This is a genomic window from Geobacillus sp. LYN3 (assembly GCF_003064505.1).
Taxonomy (GTDB): domain Bacteria; phylum Bacillota; class Bacilli; order Bacillales; family Anoxybacillaceae; genus Parageobacillus_B; species Parageobacillus_B toebii.
In genome coordinates, this window is sequence record NZ_QCWL01000079.1 from 441 (window position 1) to 673 (window position 233).

The following is a 233-nucleotide window of genomic DNA, read 5'->3' on the forward strand; positions in this document are numbered from 1 at the left end:
TAAATTAGAGAAGGAACATGAAGCTCCTTCAAAACTAAACAAAACGACAAGCGTCATTATAACTTATTTTAGCGTCATTGTCAATAGGCAATCGCCTTCGCGCTTCCGCTTTTCGTACTGTCTAGCTCCAGCGCCTAGCTCTCTTGTGCCAAATAACCTTCCCCCCTCGAAGTGCAAGCACTTCAGCGGGTGAAGAACATTTGGCTTCGAGAGCTGATCGCGGCGCTTCCGCT